15 protein-coding genes and 1 pseudogene are annotated in these 20949 nt (G+C 74.5%); 5 read left to right on the top strand and 11 right to left on the bottom strand.

What is annotated here, in order from left to right:
* Positions 1 to 9 precede the first annotated feature (9 nt).
* The 4 genes from sucC to ACFV6D_RS07475 form a co-directional block, all read right to left on the bottom strand.
* Positions 10 to 1182: an ADP-forming succinate--CoA ligase subunit beta gene (gene sucC / locus ACFV6D_RS07490; protein WP_063349020.1), complete on the bottom strand. Its 1173-nt coding sequence runs from the start codon at positions 1180 to 1182 to the stop codon at positions 10 to 12.
* 302 nt (positions 1183 to 1484) lie between these two features.
* On the bottom strand, positions 1485 to 2648 hold the full coding sequence (locus ACFV6D_RS07485) for a VWA domain-containing protein (RefSeq protein WP_063349019.1): 1164 nt from the start codon (positions 2646 to 2648) through the stop codon (positions 1485 to 1487).
* A 20-nt stretch (positions 2649 to 2668) separates the two neighbouring features.
* Entirely contained in the window at positions 2669 to 5086 is a 2418-nt protein-coding gene (locus ACFV6D_RS07480) for a DUF5682 family protein (protein ID WP_380558833.1), read from the bottom strand.
* Positions 5083 to 6195 carry an AAA family ATPase gene (locus ACFV6D_RS07475; RefSeq protein ID WP_363369253.1) on the bottom strand — a complete coding sequence of 371 codons (1113 nt, stop codon included), beginning with the start codon at positions 6193 to 6195 and terminating at the stop codon, positions 5083 to 5085. Before ACFV6D_RS07475 ends, ACFV6D_RS07480 begins: the two co-directional genes overlap by 4 nt.
* Positions 6196 to 6345: 150 nt before the next feature.
* Here ACFV6D_RS07475 and ACFV6D_RS07470 point away from each other — a divergent pair, with 150 nt between their 5' ends.
* Entirely contained in the window at positions 6346 to 7644 is a 1299-nt protein-coding gene (locus ACFV6D_RS07470; RefSeq protein ID WP_380558830.1) for an SWIM zinc finger family protein, read from the top strand.
* Between the two features lie 52 nt (positions 7645 to 7696).
* Positions 7697 to 9298, top strand: a complete 1602-nt coding sequence (locus ACFV6D_RS07465; RefSeq protein WP_380558827.1) for a DUF5691 domain-containing protein — start codon at positions 7697 to 7699, stop codon at positions 9296 to 9298.
* An 81-nt stretch (positions 9299 to 9379) separates the two neighbouring features.
* On the opposite strand, the gene ACFV6D_RS07460 is transcribed toward ACFV6D_RS07465, so the two are convergent.
* On the bottom strand, positions 9380 to 9787 hold the full coding sequence (locus tag ACFV6D_RS07460) for a cobalamin B12-binding domain-containing protein (protein ID WP_063351339.1): 408 nt from the start codon (positions 9785 to 9787) through the stop codon (positions 9380 to 9382).
* 358 nt (positions 9788 to 10145) lie between these two features.
* On the opposite strand from ACFV6D_RS07460, the gene ACFV6D_RS07455 reads away from it, so the two are divergent.
* The gene (locus ACFV6D_RS07455) at positions 10146 to 11003 is read left to right on the top strand and encodes a peptidoglycan DD-metalloendopeptidase family protein (RefSeq protein WP_380558824.1); all 858 of its coding nucleotides are present in this window, start codon (positions 10146 to 10148) and stop codon (positions 11001 to 11003) included.
* A gap of 25 nt (positions 11004 to 11028) precedes the next feature.
* Here the strand turns inward: ACFV6D_RS07455 and pcrA are convergent, their stop codons facing one another.
* From pcrA to ACFV6D_RS07440, 3 genes are all read right to left on the bottom strand, one after another.
* Positions 11029 to 13656, bottom strand: a complete 2628-nt coding sequence (gene pcrA / locus ACFV6D_RS07450; RefSeq protein ID WP_380484490.1) for a DNA helicase PcrA — start codon at positions 13654 to 13656, stop codon at positions 11029 to 11031.
* A 117-nt stretch (positions 13657 to 13773) separates the two neighbouring features.
* Positions 13774 to 14451, bottom strand: coding sequence for a response regulator transcription factor (locus tag ACFV6D_RS07445; protein WP_063349012.1), 678 nt, complete (start codon positions 14449 to 14451; stop codon positions 13774 to 13776).
* Complete coding sequence (locus tag ACFV6D_RS07440; RefSeq protein WP_380558863.1) at positions 14444 to 15772, bottom strand: PspC domain-containing protein; 1329 nt, start codon at positions 15770 to 15772, stop codon at positions 14444 to 14446. The genes ACFV6D_RS07445 and ACFV6D_RS07440 overlap by 8 nt, the downstream gene beginning before the upstream one ends.
* A gap of 263 nt (positions 15773 to 16035) precedes the next feature.
* Between ACFV6D_RS07440 and ACFV6D_RS07435 the strand changes: the two genes are divergently transcribed.
* Together ACFV6D_RS07435 and ACFV6D_RS07430 are read left to right on the top strand one after the other, a co-directional pair.
* Positions 16036 to 17472, top strand: a complete 1437-nt coding sequence (locus tag ACFV6D_RS07435; RefSeq protein ID WP_380558821.1) for a PspC domain-containing protein — start codon at positions 16036 to 16038, stop codon at positions 17470 to 17472.
* On the top strand, positions 17469 to 17678 hold the full coding sequence (locus tag ACFV6D_RS07430) for a hypothetical protein (protein WP_063349010.1): 210 nt from the start codon (positions 17469 to 17471) through the stop codon (positions 17676 to 17678). Before ACFV6D_RS07435 ends, ACFV6D_RS07430 begins: the two co-directional genes overlap by 4 nt.
* A gap of 16 nt (positions 17679 to 17694) precedes the next feature.
* On the opposite strand, the gene ACFV6D_RS07425 is transcribed toward ACFV6D_RS07430, so the two are convergent.
* From ACFV6D_RS07425 to guaA, 3 genes and pseudogenes are all read right to left on the bottom strand, one after another.
* Positions 17695 to 17979, bottom strand: a complete 285-nt coding sequence (locus ACFV6D_RS07425) for a Rieske (2Fe-2S) protein (RefSeq protein WP_279634955.1) — start codon at positions 17977 to 17979, stop codon at positions 17695 to 17697.
* A 204-nt stretch (positions 17980 to 18183) separates the two neighbouring features.
* A pseudogene (locus tag ACFV6D_RS07420) lies at positions 18184 to 18732 on the bottom strand (DoxX family membrane protein); the annotation flags it as partial.
* Positions 18733 to 18922: 190 nt separating this feature from the next.
* Positions 18923 to 20518: a glutamine-hydrolyzing GMP synthase gene (gene guaA, locus ACFV6D_RS07415; protein WP_063349008.1), complete on the bottom strand. Its 1596-nt coding sequence runs from the start codon at positions 20516 to 20518 to the stop codon at positions 18923 to 18925.
* Between the last annotated feature and the right edge of the window lie 431 nt (positions 20519 to 20949).

The following is a 20949-nucleotide window of genomic DNA, read 5'->3' as shown; positions in this document are numbered from 1 at the left end:
TCCCCTTCCTTACTTGTTGGCCAGCTCGGCGGCGCGGTCAGCGGCGCCGTCCATGGTGTCCACGCGCTGGACCAGCGGGTGGTTGGCGTCGTCGAGGATCTTGCGACCCAGCTCCGCGTTGTTGCCGTCCAGACGGACGACCAGCGGCTTGGTGACGTTCTCGCCCTTGCTCTCCAGGAGCGCGAGGGCCTGCACGATGCCGTTGGCGACCGCGTCACAGGCGGTGATGCCGCCGAAGACGTTGACGAACACCGACTTGACGTCGGGGTCGCCCAGGATGATCTCCAGGCCGTTCGCCATGACCTCGGCGGAGGCGCCGCCGCCGATGTCGAGGAAGTTGGCGGGCTTGACGCCGCCGTGGTTCTCACCGGCGTAGGCGACCACGTCGAGGGTGCTCATCACGAGGCCCGCGCCGTTGCCGATGATGCCGACCTGGCCGTCGAGCTTGACGTAGTTCAGGCCCTTGGCCTTGGCGGCGGCCTCCAGCGGGTTGGCCGCGGCCTTGTCCTCCAGGGCCTCGTGCTCGGGCTGGCGGAACTCGGCGTTCTCGTCCAGCGAGACCTTGCCGTCAAGCGCGATGATCTTGCCCTCGCCGGACTTGATCAGCGGGTTGACCTCGACGAGGAGCGCGTCCTCGGCGATGAAGACCTTCCACAGCTTCTGCAGGACGTCGGCAACCTGGTCGGCGATCTCGGCCGGGAACTTCGCCGCGGCGACGATCTCGGCGGCCTTCTCCGGGGTGCAGCCCTCGTTGGCGTCGACCGGGATCTTGGCGAGCGCGTCGGGGTTCTCCTCGGCGACGACCTCGATCTCCACGCCGCCCTCGACGCTGGCCATCGCCAGGAAGGTGCGGTTGGTGCGGTCCAGCAGGAACGAGACGTAGTACTCGTCCTTGATGTCCGCGGTCTGGGCCAGCATCACCTTGTGGACGGTGTGGCCCTTGATGTCCATGCCGAGGATCGCCTCGGCCTTGGCGACGGCGTCAGCCGGGTCGGAGGCGAGCTTCACGCCACCGGCCTTGCCTCGGCCACCCACCTTCACCTGAGCCTTGACGACGGCGCGGCCGCCGAAGCGCTCCGCGATGGCGGCAGCGTCTGCGGCGGTCTCGATCACATCACCGTCAAGCACGGGCACACCGTGCTTGGCGAAGAGGTCCCTCGCCTGGTACTCGAACAGGTCCACGTGTTTGTCCTTGTTCGTGGTCGCGGATTGTGTCTCTACGAGCGTGCCACGGCAGGATCTTCGCTGCGGGTCGTCGGGGCGGTGCGGGTACGCAGAGGTACGGCCTTGCGGCCCACACAGCCACGGGCGCACACGTCAATCAACACGCGCGTCACGTCCGTCTGGCAGGTTATCCCCGTACGACGGGACTGTTTCGCCCGGGGCCTGCCCGTCCGTGGTGAGAACCGTCACAGACAGCCTACGGGGGCGGTCGGCGCACCCCCCGTCCGCCGGTCGGCCGGTTCGCACGTCCGGGTGAATCCTCACACTCCCTGGTCAGGCACCGGCAGCGGGCGCTTCTCGATCGCCGCGGCCATGATCTCCGGAAAGGCGTCCGGGGTGCAGGCGAAGGCCGGGGCCCCCAGGGCGGCCAGGGCGGCGGCGTGGGCGTGGTCGTAGGCGGGCGCACCTTCGTCGGAGAGCGCCAGCAGGGCGATGAACTGGACGCCGGCCGCCTTCATCGCGGCGACGCGCTTGAGCATGCCGTCCCGGATGCCGCCCTCGTAGAGGTCGCTGATCAGCACCACCACGGTCTCGGACGGCCGGGTGATCCTCGACTGGCAGTAGGCGAGCGCGCGGTTGATGTCGGTGCCGCCGCCGAGCTGGGTGGCGAACAGGACGTCGACCGGGTCGGTGAGCTGTTCGGTGAGGTCGACCACCGAAGTGTCGAAGACGACCAGCCGGGTGTCCAGCGTGCGCATCGAGGCGAGCACCGCGCCGAACACCGCCGAGTGCACCACCGACGGGGCCATCGAGCCGGACTGGTCGATGCAGAGGATGACGTCCTTCTTCACCGCGCGCTGGGCGCGGGCGTAGCCGACCAGCCGCTCGGGCACGACGGTGCCGTGCTCGGGCAGGTAGTTCTTCAGGTTGGCCCGGATGGTGCGGTCCCAGTCGATGTCGCGGTGGCGGGGCCGGTTGACCTTGGCGCTGCGGTCGAGGGCGCCGCCCAGGGTGGCCCTGGTGCGGTCGGCGAGCCGGCGCTCCAGATCGGCGACCACCTTGCCGACCACGGCCCGGGCGGTCTCCCGGGTGGTCTCGGGCAGCGCGTGCTTGAGCGACAGCAGGGTGCCGACCAGGTGCACGTCCGGTTCGACGGCCTCCAGCATCTCGGGTTCCAGCAGCAGCCGCTCCAGGCCGAGCCGGGCGATCGCGTCCTGCTGCATCAGCTGGACGACGGTGGACGGGAAGTACTCGCGGATGTCGCCCAGCCAGCGCGCCACCTGCGGGGCCGAGCCGCCCAGCCCGGCGCTGCGCCGGCCGCCGCGGGCCCCCCGGCCGCCCTCCTCGGGCGCGCCGCGGTAGAGCGCGGCCAGCGCGCCGTCCATCGCGGCGTCCCGGCCGCGCAGGGCGCAGCCGGTGCCGTCGGCCTCGCCGCCGAGCACCAGCCGCCAGCGGCGCAGCCGTTCGTCGGTCGTGGTCGCCATCAGGTCCTCCTTCACGGGTGTCAGGTGTTGCGGCCGGCGGCCTGCCGGGGGATCCGGGGGCGGGCGCCGAGCAGCAGGGCCACCACCGGGACGGCGGCGTCGGCCCGGGCCCGGTCGAGGGTGCCGCCCGGGGTCGGGGCCGCCGGGGCCTCGCCGAGCGGGCCGGCCGCGACCCGGCCGCCGATGGTGCTGCGGACGCCCGCCTCCAGCCCGGCGAAGGTGCGGCGCAGCAGCGGCAGGACGTCGGTGAAGACCTCGCCGGGCACGCCGGTCAGCCACTCGTCGAGCAGGGCGAGCAGGCGCGGGTCGTGCAGCAGCAGGGCGCCGCCGCCGGTGAGGAAGCCCTCGATCCAGCCGGCCGCGTCCGCCGGGGCGTTGGCGGTGGACAGGACCAGCCGCAGCCGGCCGGCGGCCTCCTCGGAGTCGAGCCGCCCATCGTCCAGCAGCAGCCGGACGGCGCGCCCGCGCAGCAGGCCGGGGGCGCCGGTGGCCGGGCCGCCGGCCGGCTCGCGGCGGGCCAGCGAGCGCAGGGCGGCGGCCCAGCGGTCGGCCAGGGCCTCGGAACCGTCCGGGCCCGGGGAGGCTGCCGGGGCGTCCGGGCCCGCTGATTCGTCCGGGGCGTCCGGGCCTTCCGGGGCGTCCGGCTCCGGACGGGCGGCCGGGCCGAGCAGGCCGATCGCGCCGTGCACCTCGTCGAGCCGGCCGCGCATCGCCGCCGCCCCCTCGGCGTCCAACCCGACGCAGGCGGGCGGCAGCCCGACGCAGATCCGGTCGGCCAGGCCGGTGGCGACCTCGCCGAGCGCGCCGTGGTCGGTGCCGCGCACGTCGCCGTAGCGCAGCGCCCGGACCAGCGCGGGCAGCGCCCCGGCCAGGTGCGCGACGTCGGTGTCCAGGGCGGCGCAGTCGGCGAGCACCCGCATCACGGCGGGCAGCGCGCCGGCCAGCCCGGCCAGCAGGCAGGTCTCCACCAGGCCGGTCAGCTCGGCGAGTTCGGCGGCGGCGCGGGCGGTGCCGACGGCCTTGCCGGTCGCCGCCTCCTCCACCGTGGTGCCCCACTGGGCGGCCTCGGCGATCCGGACCGCGAACTCGGGCTGCCAGCACAGCCGCCAGCTCTCCCGGAACGTCCCGGTCGAGTTGACCGCCGAGCGGGCCGGCACGCCCCAGTCGACGCCCAGGAGCCGCAGCCGGTGCAGCAGCCGCGAGCGGGCCGCGTCGGTGTCCTTGCGCAGGTCGAGGTCGAGGTCCTTCGGCGCGGCCTCGGGCTTGAGCCGCAGCGTGCGCTGCCAGCGGGTGAGGTCCCGCTGGAGCGGCACCGCCGGTGCCGCGTCCGGGACTTCGCCGAGCGCGTCGCCGACCACCAGGCGGTCCCGGACGAGCTCCAGGGCGACGTCCGAACCCTCGCAGAGCACCGCCCGGACGGCGTCCAGGGTCTCGGTCAGGCCGGCCAGCGGGCGGCCGCGCAGCACCGCCAGCGTGCGGGCGAGCCGGACCGCCTCGATGACGTGGGCGGAGGAGACCGGGTGGTCCTCGGCGCGCAGCAGTTCGGCGGCCCGGGCGAGCCAGCGCGGCACCGGATCGCCCTCGGTGCCGAACAGGTGGTGGTACCAGCCCGGTGACTGCACGCCCGCGCCGTAGCCGGTGGCCTGGGAGAGCCGGCGGTGCGTCCACGGCACCCAGGTGATGTCCGTCCGCACCTTCCGCGGCAGTGCGGCGAGCAGCGCCCGGTCGTGCGCGACCGTCGGCAGCACCGCCAGCGCGGGCACGTGGAAGGCCCCGCACACCACGGCGATCCGGCGGTGCCCGGCGCGGCGGGCGGCCCGGATCTGCTGGCGCATGTACGCCTCGCGCAGCTCGTCCCGCCGGGACTCGCCGAGGCCCTCCGCGCGCAGCGCCGCCATCGCCTCCGCGACGGCGGCGAACGGCGCCAGTCCGTCCGGGTCGTCCGCGCCGCCCGCACCGGGCGCGCGGTGCTCGACCACGTCCTCCCACCAGCGCTCCGGGTCGTCGTACCCGGCCGCCTCGGCGAGCAGCGCCAGCGGGTCGGCGACCGGCCCGGCGGGCTCCCCCGGCTCCCCCGGCTCCCCGGCCTCCCCCGCCTCGGCGGCCTCGGCGGCGGGGCCGAGGCCGTACCCGGCGGGCAGGTCGATGAAGCGGACCGGCAGCTCCCGCTCGACGCCGTAGCGGATCGCCACCCATTCCGGGGAGAACTCGGCGTACGGCCAGAACGCGGCCCTCGCCGGGTCGTCCACCGCGTGGGCCAGCAGCGCGACCGGCGGCACCAGGCCGTTCCCGGCCGCGAGGTGGACGATGCCGTCGGCCTCCGGCGGGCCCTCGATCAGCACCGCGTCCGGCCGCCACCGCTCCAGCGCGGCGGCCACCGCCCGGGCCGAGCCCGGACCGTGGTGCCGGATGCCGAGCAGCGCGACGTCCGCGGTCATCGCACCTCCTCGCGGGCGGCCCGGTAGAAGTCCTTCCAACCGTCGCGCTCGCGCACCACCCCTTCGACGTACTCGCGCCACACCGCGTGGTCCGCCACCGGGTCCCGGACGACGGCGCCGAGGATGCCGGCCGTCACGTCCCCGGCGCGCAGCACGCCGTCCCCGAAGTGAGTGGCCAGGGCGAGGCCGTTGGCCACCACCGAGATCGCCTCCGCCGTGGAGAGGGTGCCGCTCGGGCTCTTGACCTTCGTCCGCCCGTCCGTCGTGATCCCGGCCCGCAGCTCGCGGAACACGGTGACCACCCGCCTGATCTCCTCGGCGCCGCCGGGCAGTTCGGGCAGCTCCAGGGAGCGGCCGAGCTGGTTCACCCGGCGGGTGACGATGTCGACCTCCTCCTCCAGCGAGCCCGGCAGCGGCAGCACGACGGTGTTGAACCGCCGGCGCAGCGCGCTGGACAGCTCGTTGACGCCGCGGTCGCGGTCGTTCGCGGTGGCGATCACGTTGAAACCGCGCACCGCCTGCGTCTCGCCGCCCAACTCCGGCACCGGCAGCGTCTTCTCGGACAGGATGGTGATCAGGCTGTCCTGCACGTCGGCCGGGATCCGGGTCAGCTCCTCGATCCGGGCGAGCTTGCCGTCCGCCATCGCCCGCATCAGCGGCGAGGGCACCAGGGCGTCCCGGCTCGGGCCGTCGGTGAGCAGCCGGGCGTAGTTCCAGCCGTACCGGACGGCCTCCTCCGGGGTGCCGGCGGTGCCCTGCACCAGCAGGGTGGAGTCGCCGCTGACCGCCGCGGCCAGGTGCTCGGACACCCAGGTCTTCGCGGTGCCGGGCACGCCGAGCAGCAGCAGCGCGCGGTCCGTCGCCAGGGTCGTGACGGCGACCTCCACCACCCGGCGCGGGCCGATGTACTTGGGGGTGATCGGGGTGCCGTCCGGCAGTTCGCCGCCGAGCAGGTACGTCGCCACGGCCCACGGCGAGAGCTTCCAGCGCTCCGGGCGCGGACGGTCGTCCTGCGCGGCCAGCGCGGCCAGTTCACCGGCGAAGGCGTCCTCGGCATGCTGCCGCAGAACGTCGGTCACGGGGGCTCCTTCGGGTCGGCCGCCGGGCACACGGGTGCCCTCGGCGGCAGGGTGATCGGGGGGAGCTGGGGCCGGCGTCCCGGCCTGTGGGAACCACCCTGCACCCCGGCACTGACAAACCCCGGGGCGCTCCCGACGGGCGGTCAGCCGATGTCAGTGCCGCCGCCTACCGTCGGTCGCATGGAGGAACGCTGGAGCACCGAACACGTCCTGTCCCTGGCACCTGACGCTGCGTCGCAGAAGGCGGCTGGCAAGCTCTCCTCGCCCGCGCCCTGGTCCGGGGCGGGCACCGACGGCACCGCGCTCTGGGGCGAGTGCAAGGGCAGCGGCAGCACGCCGTACCGCACCGTGATCGAACTCGCCACGCCCGCCTACCAGTGCAGCTGCCCCAGCCGGAAGTTCCCGTGCAAGCACGCGCTCGGGCTCCTCCTGCTGTGGAGCGGCGCCCCGGAGGCCGTCCCGGCCGCCGAACCCGCCGTGTGGGCGGCCGACTGGCTCACGTCCCGCGAGGAGCGCGCCGAGAAGCGCGCCGCGCCCCCCGCCGACCCGGCCGCCGCCCGCCGCCGGGCCGAGCGGCGCGGTGCCCGGGTGGCGGCCGGCGCGGCCGAGCTGCGGCTTCGCCTGGCCGACCGGATCCGGCACGGCCTGGCCGACCAGTCCACCGCCGGGCCCTGGGAGGAGGTCGCCGCCCGAATGGTCGACGCCCAGGCCCCCGGCCTGGCCACCCGGGTCCGCGAACTCGACGCCGCCCCGCAGGACCGGCTCCTGGAGGAGTACGCGATGCTGCACCTGCTCGCCACCGCCGCCACCCGCGTCGACGAACTGCCGGCCGAACTGGCCGCCACCGTCCGCACCCGGGTCGGCTACCCCACCGACACCACCGAGATCCTGGCCGGCCCCACCGTGCGCGACCGCTGGCAGGTGCTCGGCAGCCGCGACTCCGCCGACGAACGGCTCACCACCCGCCGGGTCTGGCTGCGCGGCGCCAAGACCGGCCGCCCCGCCCTGCTGCTCGCCTTCGGCCGCCCCGGCCAGGCCCCCGACCTCGCCCTGCCCACCGGCCACCTGCTGGAGGCCGACCTCGCCTTCCACCCCGGCGCCCGCCCGCTGCGCGCCGCCCTCGGCACCCGCTACGGCGCCCCCGAGCCCGGCCCGGCCGGCCCGCCCGACGGCCTCACCGTCGCCGAGGCGGTCGCCGGCTACGGCACCGCCGTCGCCGACGACCCGTGGCTGGACAGCTGGCCGACCGTCCTCACCGGCGCCGTGCCCGTCCGCACCCCGGACGGCTGGCACCTGACGGACGGCCACCACACCCTGCCCGTCCGCACCTCGGCCCTCCCGGAGGCGGCCCTGTGGCGGCTGGCCGCGGTCTCCACCGGCCGCCCGCTGACGGTCTTCGGCGAGTACGGCCACCAGGGCTTCGCCCCGGTCACGGCCTGGGCCGGCCACGACCGCCCGATCGGCCTCACCACCGTCTAGGGCGTGCCTTGTGGATCAGGACACGCCCGAGCACACCTCAGGAGCACCGAAGATGACGATCACCCAGGACCCGTGGGAGACCCTGCACACCACCGCCCTGCTCGGCACCGACCGCCGCCCGCTCCCGGCCACCACCCTGCCGCTCGCCGACACCGTCGACCAGGCCGACCCGGCCACCGCGCTGCTGGAGCTGGCCGCCCTCGCCACCGTCCGCCGCCGGGCCGGCGCCCTGCCCGTCCCCGCCGCCGGACCACCCGGCCCGCCCGCGCCCGAGGACGGGCGCCCGGAGCTGCCCGCGGCGGCCGCCCGCCGGCTCGCCGTCCTGCTGGCCGGCCGGTCCGGCGGCAGCGGCGGCGCCACCCTGGCCAACCTCGCCGAACTGCTCCCGCAGTGGCTCGCCACCGCCCGCGCCCGGGGTCTGCGCCCGCCCGGCGCGCTGATACCCGGCCTGCTCGACGCCGCCCGCGCCCGCAGCGAACTGCGCTCCGACGCCGTCGCGCTGGCCGGACCGCTGGGCCGCTGGCTGGCCGAGCAGAACCCCGACTGGCGTTTCGTGCTGCGCACCGCCGCCCCCGACCCGGCCGAGCAGCCCGGCGGGCCCGTCGACCACCAGCTGTGGCACGAGGGCCTGTTCGCCGAGCGGGTCACCCACCTCACCCTGCTGCGCCGCCGCGATCCGGCCGCCGGCCTGGAGCTGCTGAGCGGCACCTGGTCCACCGAGCGCGCCGAGGACCGCCTGCTCTTCCTGGACGCCCTCCAGGACGGCCTCTCCGCCGCCGACGAACCCTTCCTGGAGGCCGCCCTCGGCGACCGCAGCAAGAACGTCCGCGCCACCGCCGCCGAACTGCTCTCCACCCTGCCCGGCTCGGCCCTCGCCCGGCGGATGGCCGAGCGGGCGAGGGCCGCCGTCCGCCTCGCCGCGGCCGGGACGCACCTGCTGGTCACCCCGCCCGCCGAGTGCGACGCGGCCATGCAGCGCGACGGCATACCGCCCAAGTCCCCCACCGGACGCGGCGAACGGGCCTGGTGGTTCGGCGAAGTGATCGCCGCCGCACCGCTGCGACTCTGGCCCGAGAGCACCGGCCTGACACCGGAGCAGCTGCTCGCCCTGCGGGTCGGCGACAGCATCGACGAGACCAGCAGCAGCTGGGCCGACGACCTGCGCGAGGCCTGGGCGCGCGCCGCCGTCCGCCAGCACGACGCCGACTGGGCCCGGGCGCTGCTCGGCCCGGCGCCCGCACCGCCCGCCCGCGGCGCCGGACGGGCCCGCGCCCCCCGCGTCACCGGCGCCCCCGCCAAGCTGCTCGCCGTCCTCCCACCCGAGGAGCGGGCCGCCTGGACGGCCGCGTTCATCGAGGTGCACGGCCTGGGCGAGGCCTTCCAACTGCTCGGCGCCTGCGGCACGCCATGGACGCCGCCGCTGTCCACCGCCGTGGTGACGGCCCTGGCCCGCGCCGCCGGCTCCGGCGCGTACCCGTGGAGCCACAGCGGGGTGCTCGGGATGACGGAACGCGCGCTCGCCCCGGAGACGGCGGCCGCCGTGGAGGAGCTGGCCGCCGGGGCCGCGCCCGACTCCGCCTGGTCGGAGACCTTCGCCCGGCTGGCCGGAACGCTGCGCTTCCGGGCCGCGATGCTCGCCGAACTCGACGCCTGACGCCCGTTCCCGAAGCGACGGAACGACGGGACGGGCCGGCCCCGCCGAAGCCTGGGGCCGGCCCGTCCCGCACCGTCAACCTCAGCCGGCCGCCCGCAGGTTGGCCGCGACCCAGGCCACGACGTCCCGGGTGGACGTGCCCGGGGTGAAGATGTCCGCGACGCCCATCGCCTTGAGCTCGGCGATGTCGTCGTCCGGGATGATCCCGCCGCAGAAGACCTTGATGTCCGCCGCGTCGCGCTCCTTCAACAGCTCCAACACCCGTGCGCACAGCGTCATGTGGGCACCGGAGAGGATCGACAGCCCGATGCCGTCCGCGTCCTCCTGGATCGCGGTGTCGACGACCTGCTCGGGCGTCTGGTGCAGCCCGGTGTAGATGACCTCCATACCGGCGTCGCGCAGGGCGCGCGCAATGACCTTGGCGCCACGGTCGTGACCGTCGAGCCCCGGCTTGGCGACCACCACACGGATCGGCCCCGACACACTCATGACTGCCTCCTGGACCTCGTCGTCCACCATCCGACCGGACCTCGCGGGCCACGGGTGCGGTTAACGGCCAATAACCAACCTGAGGGGAGGTTAGCGCCACCCGGCCCGGTTGACCGCGCCACCTCCCAAGAGGAGGGCAAAGTCACAGCCCCCGGCCTTGCTACCAGTGGGTATGCCCGTCCACCCGTCCACCGCACAGACCCTCGGCCGACCTCTTGACAACCGGAGGTTTTTCCGGGGCGTCGGCCTTGCGGCTACAGTCTCGGCTGATTTCTCCCCGCTCCCCCCGTACCGCTTTTCCCTGCCGCTCCCCCCTGCCCGACGACGCGCCCCAGGCCCACCGAGGAGGCAGCCCCCGATGGCTCCCGACGCAGCCGCCCGCCCGACCCGTGCGGAGCTGCGCCTCGCCGCCCGCGAGCAGTCCCGCACCCAGCGCCGCGGCGCCGCCAAGGCCGCCACCAGAACCGCGCTGCTGCGGGTCGCGCTGCCGTCGGTGGCCGCGCTCGGGGTCGCCGCCGCGGCGGCCGTCACCGTGCGGGGCGAGGCCGATCAGCACGCCCAGGCGGCCGGCCGGACGGCACGGACGGCGGTCGACGCCCCGGACGCCCAGGGCAACCCGAACAGCCCGGACAACCCGGCCGACGGCGGCGCCGAGGCCGCCAAGACGGCCGCCCGGCAGGCGGTCGCGGCCGGCGACCCGGCCCAGGCCTCCCGCGGCGACGCCCGCCAGCCGCTGGCCGGCGCCCAGCCCGCCGACGCCCAGGGCACCCCGGGCGCGCAGGGCACCCCGGGCGCGCAGCCGAGCGCCGAGCCCGTCAAGCCCAAGGTGGTCATGCCGGTCGCCCGGCACGGCCTCGGTGAGCTGTTCGGCGAGGCCGGCACCCACTGGGCCAACCGCCACACCGGCATCGACTTCCCGGTGGACGGCGGTTCCGAGGTGATGGCCGTCACCGACGGCACGATCCGCACCCAGTGGAACCCGTCGTACGGCTACATGACGGTGCTGAAGATGCCCGACGGCACCGAGGCCTGGTACTGCCACCTGCGGGCGTACAAGGTCCGCAAGGGGCCGGTGAAGCAGGGCGACGTCATCGCCTTCGTCGGCAGCAGCGGCAACAGCACCGGGCCGCACCTGCACTTCGAGATCCGCCCGGCCGGCAGCGGGCCGGTCGACCCGCTGCCGTGGTTCCTCTCGAACGGGCTCGACCCCCGCTGAGGCCCCGTCCGGCCTAGGAAACGCTCTAGAGCTTCTCCACCGGCGCGTAGCGCAGCAGCAGCTGCTTGCGGCCCTCCGAGCCGAAGTCGACCGTGGCCTGCGCCCGGTCGCCGACGCCGGTGACGCCCACCACCGTACCCAGCCCGAAGGTGTCGTGGGTGACCCGGTCCCCGACCGCGAGCGAGACGGCGTCCCGTTCGACGGCCTGGCCGCCGCGTCGCGCCGACTGCCCCCAGCCCGCCTTCGGCTTCGACGAGGCCGACGAGCCCGAAGAACCCGACGAGGAGCGCGAACCGCCACCCCCCGACGAGGACTTGCCCCAGGACGACCCCGAGGAGAAGCCGCGCGCGGCCGGCGCCTGCGCCGCCCCCCTCCGCTTCCACTCCACCAGGTCCTCCGGGATCTCCTCCAGGAACCGCGAGGCCGGGTTGTACGCGGGCTGCCCCCAGGCGCTGCGCAGCACCGAGCGGGTCAGGTAGAGCCGCTGCCGCGCCCGGGTGAGCCCCACGTAGGCGAGCCGCCGCTCCTCCTCCAGCTCCTTGACCTGGTTGAGCGCCCGCATGTGCGGGAAGATCCCGTCCTCCATGCCGGTCAGGAAGACCACCGGGAACTCCAGGCCCTTGGCGGTGTGCAGGGTCATCATCGTGATGACGCCCCGGCCCTCCTCGTCGTCCGGGATCTGGTCGGAGTCGGCGACGAGCGCGACCCGTTCCAGGAAGTCGGGCAGCGAGCCGACCGGCGGGGTGCCCTCCTCGTCGGCGTCGGGCCGCTCGCCCGGGTCCTGCTCGTACTCCAGGGCGACGGAGGCGAGTTCCTGGAGGTTCTCCACCCGGGTCTCGTCCTGCGGGTCGGTGGAGGCCTGGAGTTCGGCCAGGTAGCCGGTCTCCTCCAGGACGGCCTCCAGCACCGCGGCCGGGCCCGCGCCCGACTCGACGACCTGCCGCAGCCCGGCCATCAGGACGTTGAACTTCTTCACCGCGTTGGCCGAGCGCGCGGCCATCCCGTACGCCTCGTCGACCCGCAGCAGCGCCTGGGCGAAGGAGATCCGCTCCCGTGCGGCCAGCGCGTCGACCATCGCCTCGGCCCGTTCGCCGATGCCGCGCTTGGGCACGTTGAGGATCCGGCGCAGCGGCACGGTGTCCTCCGGGTTGGAGAGCACCCGCAGGTACGCCAGGACGTCCCGGACCTCCTTGCGCTCGTAGAAGCGCACCCCGCCGACCACCTTGTACGGCAGGCCGACCCGGATGAACACCTCCTCGAACACGCGGGACTGGGCGTTCGTCCGGTAGAAGATCGCGACGTCACCGGGCTTGGCGTCGCCCGCGTCGGTGAGCCGGTCGATCTCGTCGGCGATGAACTGGGCCTCGCCGTGCTCGTCGTCCGCGACGTAGCCGACGACCTTCTCGCCGTGCTCGCCGGCCGTCCAGAGCTTCTTCTCGCGCCGGTTGGCGTTGCGCTCGATGACGGCGTTGGCGGCGCTCAGGATGGTCTGCGTGGAGCGGTAGTTCTGCTCCAGCAGGATCGTGGTCGCGTTCGGGTAGTCCTCCTCGAACTGGAGGATGTTGCGGATCGTCGCGCCGCGGAAGGCGTAGATCGACTGGTCCGCGTCACCGACGACGCACAGCTCGGCCGGCGGCACCTCGGACAGGCGCCCGGCGGCCGGGTTCACGAACTCCCCGTCCACGGTGCGCTTCGGCGCGGCCGCGACGGATCCGCCGCTCAGCTCGCGGACGAGCATGTACTGGGCGTGGTTGGTGTCCTGGTACTCGTCGACCAGGATGTGCCGGAACCGGCGCCGGTAGTGCTCCGCGACGTCGGGGAAGGCCTGGAGCAGGTTCACCGTCGTCATGATGATGTCGTCGAAGTCCAGCGCGTTGGCCTCGCGCAGGCGCCGCTGGTAGAGCGTGTACGCCTCGGAGAGCTTCTTCTCCATCGGGTTGGCGGCCTGGTCGGCGAAGGTCTCCTCGTCGATCAGCTCGTTCTTCAGGTTGCTGATCTTCGCGGTGAAGGACTTCGGCGGGAACTGCTTCGGGTCCAGGTCGAGGTCGCGGCAGACCAGCGACATCAGCCGCTGCGAGTCGGCCGAGTCGTAGATCGAGAAGCTGGAGGTGAAGCCCAGCACCTTGGACTCGCGGCGCAGGATCCGCACGCACGCGCTGTGGAAGGTGGACACCCACATCGCCCGGGCCCGCGGGCCGACCAGCGCCTCGACGCGCTCGCGCATCTCGCCGGCGGCCTTGTTGGTGAAGGTGATCGCCAGGATCTCGCCCGGCTGCACGCCGCGGGCGCCCAGCAGGTGGGCGATCCGGTGGGTCAGCACCCGGGTCTTGCCGGAGCCGGCGCCGGCCACGATGAGCAGCGGCGAGCCCGCGTGCAGCACCGCCTCGCGCTGCGGGTCGTTCATGCCCTCCAGCAGCTGCGCCGGATCCACCACCGTGCGGGCGGCGCCGTTGCGGTACCAGGCGTCCCGCGCGGTCTCGGCGGCGTGGTCGGTCTGGAACAGCCCCTCCGGGATGGCCTCCTCGTAGGCCTCGTACGGGGCGTCGTCCTCGTACGGCGGGGGCTCCTCGTCGAGGGGCACGGCGGGCTGCTTCGACCCGGCGGCGGGTGCCTCGAAACCGGGGAGCGGGAGGTCGTCAAAGAGGCTACTCATGGCACTCCGAGTCTATGGCCACCCACCGACAAGCCCGCCCGGCCCGGAGAGAACCGGACCGGACGGGCTCGCGACCGGGGCTCAGCAGCACATGGGCTCGGCCGCCCGGGCCGGGGCTCAGACCAGCCGGCGGGCGGTGGCCCAGCGGGTCAGTTCGTGCCGGTTGCTCAGCTGGAGCTTGCGCAGGACGGCGGAGACGTGGCTCTCGACCGTCTTCACCGAGATGAAGAGCTGCTTGGCGATCTCCTTGTACGCGTAGCCGCGCGCGATCAGGCGGAGCACCTCGCGCTCGCGCTGGGTGAGGCGGTCCAGGTCCTCGTCGACCGGCGGGGTGTCGGTGGCGGCGAAGGCGTCCAGGACGAAGCCGGCCAGCCGGGGCGAGAACACCGCGTCGCCGTCGGCGATCCGGAAGATCGCGTTGACCAGGTCGGTGCCGGTGATGGTCTTGGTGACGTAGCCGCGCGCGCCGCCGCGGATGACGCCGATCACGTCGTCGGCGGCGTCCGACACCGACAGGGCGAGGAACTTGACCCCGCCCTGCTCGCCCATCAGCCCGGCCGAGCGGCGCAGCACCTCGACACCGCCGCCGCCGGGCAGGTGGACGTCGAGCAGCACCACGTCCGGCCGGGTCTCGGCGACGACCCGCACCGCCGACTCGACGTCGTCGGCCTCGCCGACCACGTCGATGCCGGTCGCCTCGGTGCGGCCGATCTCGGCCCGGACCCCGGTGCGGAACATCCGGTGGTCGTCCACCAGGACGACTCTCGCGGTGCGCTCCGGCGCTGCCTCAGTCATTCGTTCTCTCCATCTCCAGCTCGACCTCGGTCCCGCCGTCCGGCGCGGGCCGCACCCGTGCGGTGCCGCCGTTGCGCTTCATGCGGCCGATGATCGACTCCCGTACGCCCATCCGGTCCTCGGGCACCGTGTCGGGGTCGAAGCCGGGACCGTGGTCGCGGACGAACACCGACACCGTCTTCCCCTCCACCTCGGCGTAGACCTGGACCGGTCCCCCGCCACCGTACTTGGCCGCGTTGACGGTCGCCTCCCTCGCGGCCTGCATCTGGGCCGCGATCCGGTCGTCCATCGGGCAGTCGCCGACGATCACGACCTCGACCGGGACGCCGTGCCGATCCTCGACCTCGGCGACGACGGCGCGCAGGCTCTCCGCCATGGTGTCGGGAGCGGCCTCGGCGGCGGCCTCCGGGCGGTACAGCCACAGCCGCAGCTCGCGTTCCTGGGCACGGGCCAGCCGCAGCACCTCCTTGGGGTCCTCGGCCCGGCGCTGGATCAGGGTCAGGGTGTGCAGCACCGAGTCGTGGACGTGCGCGGCGATCTCGGCCCGCTCCTGGGCGCGGATGCGGGCGGTGCGCTCGGCACCGAGGTCCTGCCACAGGCGCAGCCCGTACGGGCCGAGCAGCACCAGCACCCCGGCGAGCACCGCGAGCGAGGCCTCGACCACCGAGCCGAGCGTCGAGCCGCTGCCCTGCATGGCGAGGAAGGCGATGGTGCCGGCCACCACGAGCAGCACGCCGGTGCCGACCCGGGTGTAGGCGCCGCGCCGCTTGTCGCCCTCCTCCAGGCCGAACCAGCGCTGCCAGCGCGAGTCGTCGGCCTGCCGCCAGACCAGCGCGACGCCGACGCCGATCGCCAGCAGCGGCCAGGTGTACGGCTTGGCGGTCTGCAGGCCGAGCGCGTTGAGCAGGGCGGTGATGCCGATCACCATCATCACCAGGGCGGCGAGCTGGCCGAGGCCGCCCTGCCCGGTCTTGCCGGCCGCACTGTCCTCCCCCTCCGCGGGGGCCGCGGCCGGCTCGCCCTGGAGGGCGTGCTGGAGCAGTTCGCGCAGCCGGCCGAGCCAGCCGCCGCGGCCCTTGCTCAGCGCGCCGCCCGGCTGCTGCCCCGACCCGGTCGGGACGAAGACGCCGTTGACGTACACCCAGTGGGCGGCGCCGCGCTGCGCGGGCTCGCCGATGCCGATCGGCACCACGAACCAGAACGCCGCGTACAGCAGGGTGCCGATCCCCTGCGCGAAGAACAGCAGCACGAACGCGAGCCGCACCCACCGCACCGGGAGCCCGAGGTGCACCGCGAGCCCCTGCGCGACGCCGCCGAGCATCCGCCCCTGCGGGCTGCGGTAGAGCCGGCGGTACGGCGGCCGTCCGCCGTCGGGCGCGGTCGGGTCGGTGCCGCCCGACGGCACGGCGTCGGGGGCGAGGGGTCGGGGGTCGGAACCGGGTGCTGCCACGCCACCGATGGTTCCACGCCCGCGCACGCGGACGCATCAGGGTGTGTCCCTGACCCCTTCTCAGGGACAAGTCAGGGTCCGGGCAGGGCTCGCACCGGTTGGGCCGGGCCGGGGCAGCCGGGAGGATGGTGCCCATGACCGACGACCACCGCATCCAGGAGACCGGGCCCGCCGCCCCGCCGGAACCGGAACGCCCCCCGCTGACCAGGACCGAGCACCACCGCGTGGTGGCCGGCGTCTGCGGCGGCCTCGGGCGGCACCTGGACATCGACCCGGTGGTCTTCCGGGTGGTCACCGTGGTGCTCTGCCTCTCCGGCGGCCTCGGGCTGTTCCTGTACGGCCTGGCCTGGCTGATCGTCCCCACCGAGCCGGTGCCGGACGGCCGGGGCGGCACCCGGCACGGGCGCACCGAACTCCAGCGGGTGCTCACCGGCCGGGTGGACGGCCAGTCGGTCGGCGCGGTGCTGCTGGCCGTGATCGGTACCGGGGTGTTCTTCTCCTCGATGGGCCAGGACGACCAGTTGTTCCCGCTGCTGCTGCTCGCCGGACTGGTCTTCCTGGCGGTGCGCTACGACCCGGACCGCCGCCGCGGCCGGGCGCGCCGACGCCGCCCCGGCGGCCCGTACGACCGCCACTACCCCGACGGGGAGCAGTACGGCCCGTCCCCGTGGTCCGGGGCGGAGGACGACGAGGCCGCCCGCGCCCGGCACGCGGCCGAGCGCGCCGCCGGAACGGTGCCCGCCGACTCCCCGGCCCCCGGCCCGACCGGCTACCTGTGGGACCCGCGCCACCCCGAGCGCAACCCGTACGGCGCCGGCCCCACCCCCCCGTTCGGCACCCCGGTGCCGCCGGCGGGCGGCCCGGCCCAGCCCTGGTGGCAGCGCGTCGACCTGCCCGCGGGCGACCCGCTGCGCAAGGACGGCCCGGCCTGCCGGCCCCGGCCCGCCACCGCCCGGCACCCCCGGGAGCGGTCCGCGCTCGGCTTCTTCGGCCTGCTGCTGGCGATCGGCGCGGGTGCCGCGGTCTGGTCCGTCTCGGCCGGCCACACCAGCGTCACCGTGCTGAGTGCGACCGTGCTGGCCACCGCGCTGCTGGTGATCGGCCTGACGCTGCTGATCGGCTCGAAGTTCGGCCGGGCCCGCAAGCTCGCGGTGACGGGCCTGATGCTCACCCTGGCGCTGGTCTTCGTCGGACACTCCCCGGACTCCATGCGCAACGCCGTCGGCCAGCGCGACTTCACCGTCGTCGCCTCGGCCGACCTCCAGCCCCGGTACTCCCTGGGGGCCGGCCAGCTCCGGCTGGACCTGAGCGGGCTCGACCCGGCCGGGACCACCCTCACCAGCAAGGTCGAACTCGGCGCCGGCGAGCTGACCGTCATCCTGCCGCCGGACGTGACGGTGAACCTGGTGGCCCGGGTGGGCCTCGGCGACGTCTCCGCCCCCGGTGACCGCAACGACGGCACCGGCCGCCACACCTACCTGCTGCCACCGGGCAGCGGCCATCCGTCCAAGGGCACATTCGATCTCGAACTCGCGGTCGGGATCGGCAACATCAAGGTGGTCCAGCAGTGAGGAAGCACCGGCTCGACCTGTTCTCGCTGATCGCGGGGGCGCTGTTCAGCACGATCGCGGTGGTCTACCTGGTCGCGGCGCTCAACGACCAGGCGGTGAACGGCCGGATCGTCATCCCGGTCACCTTCATCGTGCTCGGCCTCGGCGGCCTGGCCGGCGCGGTCGCGGCGGTCACCCGGCGCGGCCGCACCGACCGCCGGGACTGAACCCGCCCGATCAGGCTCAGCTCTGCAGCGGCCCGAGGTTCAGCTTGTCGCCGGCCTGGGTGACGGTGTACTTCGGCAGCGGCTTGACCGCCGGCCCGTTGACCACCGCGCCGGTGGCGGCGTCGAACCGGGAGCCGTGGCAGGGGCAGTACAGCTGGCCGTTCTTCGGGGCGTCGACCGCGCAGCCGGAGTGGGTGCACACCGCGGACAGGCCGCAGTACTGGCCCGCCTTGGGCTGCACGATGTAGACGGCGTCCCCGGTGGCCGGGTCCTTGACCTGGGCCGAGCCGCCGACCGGCACGCTCGCGGCGGCCACCGAGGGGGCCGGTCCGGACGGCGCCGGGGTGGTGGCCGGGGCCGCGGACTGCTTGGGCGCGGAGTGCTTGGCCCGGCCGAAGGTCCGGGTGAGCGAGCCGGTGAGCAGCCCGGCGCCGCCGATCGCGACGGCGGCGATCCCGCCGTCCACCAGCGCCCGGCGCCTGACGCGGTCCTCGCCCAGCCCGCGCCCCCGGTCCCGGCCGGCCCGCCGGGCGAGGTAGCCGTCCACCGACAGGTCCGGGGTGCCGGCCAGCAGCAGCGGTGTCCAGGCCATCAGGTAGCCGAGGTCGTTGCCCAGGTAGTACGGCGAGACGCTCCAGCTGATGGACAGCCAGAGGCTGAGGTTGATCATCGCGCCGCCGAGCGCCGCGACCCGGCCCCAGAGGCCGAGCAGGGTGCCGAGGCCGACCGCCAGCTCGCCGAAGGCGACGGCGAGCGCGAACAGGGTGGGCGCGTCCAGGGCGGCGCCGAGCAGGAAGGAGATCGGGCTGCCGCCCTTGACCGCCTGGGCCTGCGAGACGAACGACGCCGGGTCGGCCGCCCCGGCCAGGTAGTGCGCGTCGGACAGTTTGTCGAGGGCGGCGTACACGAAGGTGACGCCGAGGAAGAGCCGCAGCGGCAGCAGCGCGTACCGGGACGCGGACGCCCGCCACTGCGCCGCCCGGTCGGCCAGACCGGCCGCTCCCCCGACGCCCGCTTCCCCGTCACCCGCCACGGAGTTGCCAGCCTCCGACATCGCTCACACCTTCCCTCGCGGCCCGCCACTCCCTGACAGGTCCGGTCCGCATTCTGCCCGCTCCCGATCGCTTTCGGTGGGAGGTCCCCACCCGGGCGGCCGCCCCACCGCGAACGGCCGTGCCGCCGCTCCCTGGTACGGGAACGACGGCACGGCCGTTCAGCAGCGGCTCAGCGGCCGGCGGGAGTGCTCACTCCCACTCGATGGTGCCCGGCGGCTTGCTGGTGACGTCGACGACGACGCGGTTCACGTCGCGGACCTCGTTGGTGATCCGGGTGGAGATCTTGGCCAGCACGTCGTACGGCAGGCGCGACCAGTCGGCGGTCATGGCGTCCTCGGACGAGACCGGGCGCAGCACGATCGGGTGACCGTAGGTGCGGCCGTCGCCCTGCACGCCCACGCTGCGCACGTCGGCGAGCAGCACGACCGGGCACTGCCAGATCTCGCGGTCCAGGCCGGCCGCGGTCAGCTCCTCGCGGGCGATCGCGTCGGCGTCGCGGAGCAGGTCCAGCCGCTCCTGGGTGACCTCGCCGACGATCCGGATGCCCAGGCCCGGGCCCGGGAACGGCTGGCGCTGGACGATCTCCTCCGGCAGGCCCAGCTCCTGGCCGACCATCCGGACCTCGTCCTTGAACAGCTTGCGCAGCGGCTCGACCAGCTGGAACTGGAGGTCCTCGGGCAGGCCGCCGACGTTGTGGTGGGACTTGATGTTGGCGGTGCCGGTGCCGCCGCCGGACTCCACCACGTCCGGGTACAGGGTGCCCTGGACCAGGAAGTCGACCGACTCGCCGTGCTCGCCGGCCTCGGCGACGATCTCGGCCTGCGCCTGCTCGAAGACCCGGATGAACTCCCGGCCGATGATCTTGCGCTTCTCCTCGGGGTCGGTGACCCCCTTCAGCGCGTTCAGGAAGCGCTCCGCGGCGTCGACCACCTTCAGCTGCACGCCGGTGGCCGCCACGAAGTCCTTCTCGACCTGCTCGGTCTCGCCCTTGCGCATCAGGCCGTGGTCGACGTACACGCAGGTCAGCTTGGAGCCGATGGCCTTGTTGACCAGGGCCGCCGCGACCGCGGAGTCCACACCGCCGGAGAGGCCGCAGATCGCGCGCTTCTCGCCGACCTGGGCGCGGATCAGCGCGACCTGCTCCTCGACCACGCTGCCGGTGGTCCAGGTCGGGGCGAGGCCGGCGCCGCGGTAGAGGAAGTGCTCCAGGATCTGCTGGCCGTGGTCGGAGTGCAGCACCTCGGGGTGGTACTGGACGCCGTAGAGGCGGGCCTCGTCGTTCTCGAAGGCCGCGACCGGGACCACCGCGGTGGACGCGGTGACGGTGAAGCCCTCCGGGGCGGCGGAGCAGGCGTCGCCGTGCGACATCCACACCGAGTGCTCCGCCGGAACGCCCTCGAACAGGGTGGAGCCGGTGCGGCTGACGGTCAGCGGGGTGCGGCCGTACTCGCGGGCGCCGGTGTTGTCGACCGTGCCGCCGAGGGTCTTGGCCATCAGCTGGAAGCCGTAGCACATGCCGAAGACCGGGACCCCGGCCTCGAAGATCGCGCGGTCGAGCTGCGGCGCGCCCTCTTCGTAGACCGACGACGGACCGCCGGAGAGGATGATCGCCTTCGGGTTCTTGGCGAGCATCTCGGCGACCGGCATGCTGCTCGGCACGATCTCGCTGTAGACCCGCGCCTCACGCACCCGACGGGCGATGAGCTGGGCGTACTGGGCGCCGAAGTCGACCACCAGGACGGTGTCGTTGTCCGGCGCGGACTGGACGGGAATTGCAGAGGACACAGACGGCCTTCCGGCAGCGGTACGAGAGGTGTCACACCGAACCGCTTCCCCGGCGGGGGCCGCGGCGGCGACGGGTGGGGGTGTCTGGACACCGATTCTACCGGGCTGTCCGGTTTCACTCGTCTGCCCGTCCAAACGACCGTGACCGGGCGGGGCCGCCTTTCGTTGCTTCAGACGACCGTACGACCGCGCCGCGCCCGCCAGACGCGCCGCCTTCGCCCCGGCCAGGGGCGCCGCCGTACGGACTTGCAGGACCACGCGTGGAGTTTCATCCCAGTCCACCGGCGCATGTGGCGCCGCCGCCCCGGCCCCGCCGGGAGTGCGGCGCCGTGGGACCGTGCGCGGGTGCCGCGGCCGGACAGCAGGGGACAGCGACCCCGGCCGCGACTGGACCGAGAGGTGGGACGGCCGGTCCCCGGGGACGCCCGGGC

Origin of the sequence: Kitasatospora sp. NPDC059812, from assembly GCF_042732075.1 — a bacterium.
Taxonomy (GTDB): Bacteria; Actinomycetota; Actinomycetes; order Streptomycetales; family Streptomycetaceae; genus Kitasatospora.
This window is presented reverse-complemented; position numbering and strand designations above follow the sequence as displayed.